Annotated in this window: 2 protein-coding genes and 1 pseudogene; all 3 read left to right on the forward strand. The window is 75.2% G+C overall.

All coding sequences use genetic code 11. From position 1 onward, the window contains the following. A pseudogene (locus B7767_RS32530) lies at positions 1-249 on the forward strand (hypothetical protein); the annotation flags it as partial. A gap of 127 nt (positions 250-376) precedes the next feature. Beyond that, positions 377-1624, forward strand: a complete 1248-nt coding sequence (locus B7767_RS32535) for an MFS transporter (RefSeq protein WP_085575262.1) — start codon at positions 377-379, stop codon at positions 1622-1624. A 31-nt stretch (positions 1625-1655) separates the two neighbouring features. Next, positions 1656-2129 (forward strand): hemerythrin domain-containing protein, encoded by a 474-nt coding sequence (locus B7767_RS32540; RefSeq protein ID WP_085575263.1) that lies wholly within the window; start codon positions 1656-1658, stop codon positions 2127-2129. The last annotated feature ends 156 nt before the right edge of the window (positions 2130-2285 follow it).

Genomic DNA, 2285 nt, shown 5'->3' on the forward strand with positions numbered 1-2285 from the left:
CGCGCGCTGCTGGTCGCCACCGCGCACGGGATACGGACCTCACTGCTCCACCAGGCCATGGAGTGGCCGGACCTGCGCGAGGCGATGCGGGTCCCCGGCACCCGGTGGTGCCGCCCGCAGGTGCTGATCCGCTTCGGCTACGGCCCCGAGGCGAAGGGCACCCCGCGCGCCGCGGCACATCCGGCCGGCCGACCGGCCGGCGCCGCCCGCCGTTCGGACCCCGGTCCGGGGACCGCCGGGCCCCGGTGATGGGGACTGACGGCCCACCCGTTCACCGCCCTCCGCTGCCGATAGTGAGGTGGGACACCGGGACACAGCCCGGGACCCGCGGCGCCGACTGATCCGGGCCGCACCGCGAACAGGGAGGACAGGCGGCATGCTCCAGCCGTCGAGCAAGTCGAATCGAGCACCGGAACCCGGTGCGGCCGTGACCGGCCGGGCCTGGCTGATGCTGGCCCTGGCCACGGCCGGGTTCGCCCTCAACTTCTGGGCCTGGGCACTGCTCAGCCCCCTCGCCCCCCGGCTGCAGGACTCCTTGGACCTGTCGTCGTTCCAGCAGTCGCTGCTGGTGGCGGTCCCCGTCGTGGTGGGCTCCCTGGGCCGCATCCCGGTCGGCGCCCTCACCGACCGGTTCGGCGGACGGGTGATGTTCCCGCTGGTCTCGGTGGCCACCATCGTGCCCGTGCTCTACCTCGGCCTGGCCGGGCACTCCTCGCTCGCCGGGCTGCTGGCCGGCGGCCTCTTCCTCGGCATCGGCGGCACCTCCTTCGCCGTCGGCGTGCCGTTCGTCAGCGCGTGGTTCCCGCCCGAACGCCGGGGCCTGGCCATCGGCGTCTTCGGCGCCGGCATGGGCGGCACCGCGATCAGCGCCCTCACCACGGTCAAGCTGGTCGACGCCCACGGGATGGCCAATCCGTTCCTGATCACCGCCGCGGCGCTCGCCGTGTACGCGGTGGCCGCCGCCCTGCTGCTGCGCGACGCCCCCGGACGCACCGTGCCGACCGAGCGGCTGGCGCGCCGGCTGGCCGCGACCTTCAGGCTGGGCATCACCTGGCAGGCGTCCGCCCTGTACGCGGTGGCCTTCGGCGGCTACGTCGCCTTCTCCGTCTACCTGCCCACCTACCTGAGGACCGGTTACGGCCTCGCCCAGGCGGACGCGGCCAACCGGATGGCGGGATTCGTGCTGCTGGCCGTGGCCATGCGGCCGGTCGGCGGCTGGCTGTCGGACCGCATCGGCCCGGTACGGGTGCTCGTCGGCACACTGGCCTTCGTGGTCGCCGGCGCGTTGGTCCAGTCGTTCACCCCCGGCCTGGCGCCCGCCGGAACCATCGCGTTCCTCGCCATGGCCGCGGCGCTCGGCGCCGGAAGCGGCGCCGTCTTCGCCCTGGTGGCACTGCTGACCCCGGCGAACAAGGTCGGCTCGGTCACCGGCGTCGTCGGCGCGGCCGGCGGCCTCGGCGGCTTCCTGCCGCCGCTGGTCATGGGCGCTCTGTACGGCGCCTACGGCTCCTACGCCGTGGGCCTGGTGCTGCTGGCCCTGGTGGCCGCCGCGGCCCTGGCCTACACCGCGACCGGCGTACGCCGGGGTGCCACCCGCCGCGTCCCCGCCGCTCAGCCGAACTGACCACCACCACCCGTCCCGAGGAGCCACCACCATGTGCGAGTACTGCGGCTGCCAGTCCCTGACGACGATCGACGACCTCACCCGCGAGCACGACGCGGTGGTGGACCTGATCAGCCACGTCCGGGACGCCCACCGGGCCGGCGACGCCGGCCTGATGGCCCGGCTGGCCCGGCGGATCGGCGCCGTACTGGAGCCCCACACCCAGGTCGAGGAGCACGGGCTGTTCCCCGCCCTCGCCGACGAGTTCCCCGAGCAGACGGCCGCGCTCGAGGCGGAGCACCGCATCGTCGAGGCCGCACTGGAGGAGGCCGCGGCCGGCACACCGCGGGACGTCACGTGGCCGGACCGGCTGATCCGGGCGCTCGACCTGCTGCGCGAGCACATCCTCAAGGAACAGGACGGTGTCTTCCCGGCCGCGCTGGCGGCCCTGTCGACCGAGCAGTGGGAGGAGGTCGAGGCGGTGCGCGCCCGCGTCGGCACGCGCATGGAGCAGCCGGCGGGCTGAGACCGCCGCGTGCCCCCGGCCGGACGGGTGTCCGGCCGGGGGCACGCGCGTGCGGTGGTCTGCCGGGTCAGTCGCGGGTGACCTGGGGAGCGATGTCCTCGGTGTGACCGCGGGCCGGGGCGGTGGGCTCGGCGGCGGCCGTACCGGAGCCGCAGA

The sequence above is a fragment of the Streptomyces sp. 13-12-16 genome (assembly GCF_002114215.1).
Classification (GTDB): Bacteria; Actinomycetota; Actinomycetes; order Streptomycetales; family Streptomycetaceae; genus Streptomyces.

Excerpts from the sequence above, each read along its gene's own strand:
- B7767_RS32540 (WP_085575263.1), top strand. The coding sequence starts at position 1,656 with ATGTGCGAGTACTGCGGCTGCCAGTCCCTGACGACGATCGACGACCTC.
- B7767_RS32535 (WP_085575262.1), top strand. The coding sequence starts at position 377 with ATGCTCCAGCCGTCGAGCAAGTCGAATCGAGCACCGGAACCCGGTGCG.